Genomic DNA, 5,101 nt, shown 5'->3' with positions numbered 1-5,101 from the left:
TTTAGCTTTTTATCTAATTTACCAGCCTCATATAGTCTTGTTAGCTCTTCTGGTGTGTTGTAGTATGGTGCATTTGGATATCCCTCTGGTGGGGTTAGGGACATTATCTTAGCTTCTAATAGATTAATGTCTCTATTTAAAATTACTTGCCTATATTCTTGATCATCTGGTTCAGCTACGTCAAAAGGAAGCATTTCATCTTTTATGACATCTTTCATTTTTGTCATAAATTCTTCTCTTGTAGTCTCATTTGCATCAAGGTCTCTAGGGTCTAATAATTTACCTTCATCTTCAACGAGTTTTCTAAAATACCGCATAACCCTACCATCAGTATCAAGTGCAAGTCCCCTATTAAAATCCATCACGAAGTAGCTTCCTACTATCTCATCAAGATAAGGCATCATTCCATATTCATCTAGTGGAGGGTTTTTAGCTAGTTTTCTAAACTCTTCAGCCATTTGCAAATTTTTGTTTAGACCTATGTCATAAGTAGTGTATTCAAATAAATCACCTAGAAATTTTAAAGCCTTTGTTACTCCTAGCTGAGCAGCTAGAAAAATTCTTTGATAGTCCCTTGCTTTAAATCCTGCTTCATTTCCATTTGCAAATCCCATAGGGTTTCCAAGTATTCCAGCACAAATTCCCCACTCTGCCGAAAAGAGCATTGATTTTAATGTCCCTTGATGAGAATTTACTTCATCATAAATTTCAGCATACTCTGGCTTTGTTAGTTTGCCACTACTATCTACTCTACCTATTGCATCTTCTGGGATATCTATCATAGTGCATTTTAGATTACTTCTTTTTACTAGATAGATATATCTATCTCTCTTATCTTTTAAACTTTCATAGTAGGCTTTTTCTGATTTAGTCCAAGGTGATAGTTTAGTAGAGCTTGCTTTATAGCTAATGTCTAGCCATGGTTTAAATGATAGATAGTCTGTTTGACCTAGAGAGTTTGGTTTAGGGTTATAGTATAGGGGTTTATAGTTTTTATATGGAGATGAGTCTAGGATGGAGCGAGCTTCTAAGAGATACTTAGATTGAATTTCTAAGTATTCCTTATTTGTCCTAGGTTTATTATAATTATCATTGTTTGGTATCATTAAATTTGTCTTTTTATCAAATGGTATTTCCATGCCATTTGGAGCTATAACTGTATATGTATTATCCATTAAATTTTCTTTACTCATTAAATTTCCTTTATTTATTATTAATAGTGATCCTGCTACTAAAAGAGCTATGATGATAAATATGATCTTCTTCATATCTTATCCTATATATAGACCATCTTCCATTACTATGGTAGTAGCTAGACGACCTACTAGGCGAGGTGGGATAGATGATGTGGTTTGAGTACTCTTGTCTTTTCTATCTGACGATCCGAACTCCTTACACCCCACATATATACCCTTTATGTTATTGTTGCCAATAGTATCAAGAGCTTCTACTAGATCTCTTGAGAGGTTACGGTGAGTATTGCCGTAGTTGGTATTAAAAATTCCTAGTCTAAGCATATATATAATATTTGCAGCCTCTTGATAGGCATCTATTGCATAAGACAAACCACCCCTATCTTGACTATTACCTTTTCTATAAGCGTCATACACCTCTTTCTCCTCTTTAACATCCAAATTTAACTCCCTTATCTCTACATCAGATTCAGTATATCTATTCCTAGCATAGTTAAAATACCTTGCATCTATCTCATTACCAGCTCCTCTTAGCTCATCTAAGCATAGATAGGTACTAAGGTTATTTAGTGCTAGCTTAGAGGCTAGGTTAAAAGATAGTTTATTTTTCTTATGGTCTATGTCATAGTATATAAATGAGTTATAGTCTAGTCCTCCACTACTTATATTAGCTCCTAGAAATAGCCTATTTAAATTTAGGCTTATATAGTTTTGATAGATCATTACTGGATAGTAGCAATATGTATTTGTACTATTCTTATCATAGGCTTCTTTTATAGACATAGGTTTATATGAGATATTATTTAATGCGTAAGCTTCATTAAATTTATATGTGTATCTTGTGTGCATTATCTCGTTGTAGTTCTCTTCTAGTTTTTCATAGGATGTTTTCCAAAGTTCTAATGCACCACTAACCATAGAAGCACCTATGCTCTTGCCTAGCGATCCTGCATAATCTTTTATTAGTCTCTTTATCTCTTGAAAATCTGTATAGCTAAACCTATGAGTATATCTCATAAAGGTATATGTTGTGATCTCTGTATAAGTTATACTTAGTTTATAATACTCCATCGCCATATGAAGCCTAAAAGCGTTTGAAGCTTGAATGATTAGATTAAGCTTTGAATGTTGTAAAACTACGCTTGTAGTTTTTAGACTCGTTATTAGCAAGATATATCTATCTATCTCTTTAGTCTTTCTTGCGCCAAGTAGACTTTTTACTAAATTTAATACCCCAAGCTCATCAAGAAATGTTTCTCTTAGTGCCTTTGCGTCTTTATTAAATATATAAGAGCCAAGTGATTCATATATCTTAGATATGCCATCTTCACCAACAAATTTTGCTAGTGGAAATACCTCTTCTATAGTAGTTTTTACTAGTAATGAGGTTACCTCTTTATTTATATCTCTATCATTGCTATATGCTATATCTTTTAAATTTATAGCCTCTTTTAGAGTGTTTTTATTCTTAGCGGCGATAGCCTCTTTTATAGTAGCTTCATCTTTTTTATAGTTCTCATCTATCTTATCAGATTGCTCTATAAGAAGTTTCATCAGATCTTTTTGCAAAGGATCTTTGATATCTGCGTTTTTACCAACTTCATTTTCTGCTAAAAGCTCTTCAACGCTAACTACATCCTTGTTATTTACTCCATCCATATATTTAGAAATTTCTTCTATACATAGATACTCGCCACTTTTTAGACCACTACTTTTTACTGAGTCTTTATAAAAAAATAGCTTTACATCTCTATCAAAAACTCTTATTATAGAGTTTGAGTGTAGGGCTTTTATCTCATCATCTTCTATTACTATATATTCATCACCATCTTTAATGCTTTTCTTTATCATTTTTTTTGAATAGCTTTTAGTCATTATAAAGTAAGCCACACTAAGAGATAGTGCTTCTATGAAAGAGTAGCGCTTTGGGAGGGTTTGTATTATACGTTGCATTTGTGATTGGTATTCATCTGCGGTTGATGAGCCATTTTTTATATCATCTATAAGTTGGCTTGAGATATTGCTATTGTTATATGCTTCAGCCTCTCTTCTGTTTAAGGTGTTTTCATTTACCTTATCAAACACTGCCTTAAAAGAGAGAGTTACCTTTTTCATATACTCTTCTTCACTTTTTTTGATCTTCTCCATATCGTTTGGCTGCTTAGCATAAGCATTTACGTGAGAGAAATTTGTCTTAAATAACTCTTCGTATTTGGTGTAATTATCAAGATAGTTAGTGTCATCTTGATAGGCGATCTCTTTAAATTCTTCCCTCTTTTGCTCTATGTTGTCTATATATTTTTTATCTATCCTTGCAAATGGGGATAAATTTAAAACAAGAGTTGATCTATTGTTTTCCTTATTGATGTTTATGCTGTACTGGCTGTAGTCCTTAATAGGACTTAGGGTCTTTATATCGGTGAATTTTTGTTTTACTAGGTTGGATTTATTGGGTCTATTTAGCTCGTCTTCTATCACTTGATCTAGGCATTTACTTATTGCTTCTTCTCTTAGCCCTGCACTTGATCTAAAAGGTGAGTTTGATAGGACTACATAGTTTTTATTTAAATTTGAAAAATCTTTGCTGTTCATCTCATCGTTTGCAGATGTGCTATTTTTATCGGACTTGTTCGCTATTAGATTGGCTAGTTTTATAGAGTTGAAATTTGAAGCGCAGATAAAATTTAAATTTGCATTTAGTCCTTTTATTTGATCCTTTAGTCTTTTAAAGAGCGTATCATCACTAGAGCCAAAGCCTAAGTTTTTATTTACTATATCATAAGAGCAAACATCCTTTGTATGATCAAATACCGATAGATCATCTAAATGACCAAATACACTATATCCCTCATCTGCATTGCAATTAACCTCATTTAGGTTATTGTCGTCTCTAAAGTAGATATAGTCTAAGTTTAGGTGGGTAAAGTCTATAAAAAAGCCAGAGTTAGAAGATTTATCTTGTTTAAATACTAATACATTGCAGCTTGAGTTTATATTTAGGGTATTTATAATAGAAGCAAATCTAGATGTGAAAAAGCTAAGGATAGGTAAGGTTACGCCATAAAGAGATCTATTGCTTTGATGCTCAACCATCTTGTAGGTTAATTTACTAAGCTCATAGAACAAAAAGCATCCGTTTGCCTTTTTGAGTGCAGCCTTTGGGTCACTTAGATCAACTATGCTTAGTATAAAAAGAAATATTTGCTTTAGTAAAAACTCTCCACTTTCTTTGTTTAGCTCGCTTAAATTCTTATCTAACTCTCTAAAACACTCTTCAATGCTTTTTTCAAATTTAGCTCCATCTAGTCCCTCGCTAGATATCAAAGAGCTAGCATCGCTTAGTAGATCATTTTTTAAGGTATTTAGGCACTCTTTTACGATATCTTTGGCGTCATCATAGTTGGATACTATGACCTCAAACATATCATAAAAGCTTATAGCTTCTGTCTTTGTTTCACCCATGCTTTTTAGCAAATTTCTCTCGTGCTCATCCTGAGCAGCTTCAAGTTCAGCTTCATATCTTGCTTTGCTTTTTATGGGGCTTATCTTCTCTTTTAAATTTGCAAAAAACTTGTCAACTGCACTCTTTTTATGGACAATCTTTACTGGTATATCTCTATATTCAAATTCTCTTATTCTATTTAGCTTACTATCAGTAAAGCTATCTTTATCTATATAAAAGTCAGATACGATCGATACATCTTTTTTATCTCTCTTCTTAGAAAATATTAGATTAGATATGATCTCATTAGCTATGCCGTTAGAGTACGATGTGAGTGAATTCAAGCTAGACGTATAAAGCGTCACGCTCTTTGCATCAGCCATATACTCTTTTATCTTTTTTAATGTCTCTTCGCAAGAGTAGGTTATATTTATTTCGTTGTTTTGCATATTAAGCCACCACTACT

At 32.8% G+C, this 5,101-nt stretch carries 2 protein-coding genes; both read right to left on the bottom strand.

Annotated features, from left to right (window positions below):
• Positions 1–1,268: thioredoxin reductase (locus F3G76_RS10335; protein ID WP_149706669.1), on the bottom strand; the 1,268-nt coding region annotated here is incomplete at its 3' end.
• A 3-nt stretch (positions 1,269–1,271) separates the two neighbouring features.
• Positions 1,272–5,084 carry a hypothetical protein gene (locus tag F3G76_RS10330; RefSeq protein ID WP_149706564.1) on the bottom strand — a complete coding sequence of 1,271 codons (3,813 nt, stop codon included), beginning with the start codon at positions 5,082–5,084 and terminating at the stop codon, positions 1,272–1,274.
• Between the last annotated feature and the right edge of the window lie 17 nt (positions 5,085–5,101).

Source organism: Campylobacter concisus (genome assembly GCF_902460575.1).
GTDB lineage: Bacteria > Campylobacterota > Campylobacteria > Campylobacterales > Campylobacteraceae > Campylobacter_A > Campylobacter_A concisus_AW.
The sequence above is the reverse complement of the archived record's forward strand: the minus strand, read 5'-3'. Positions and strand labels throughout refer to the sequence as shown.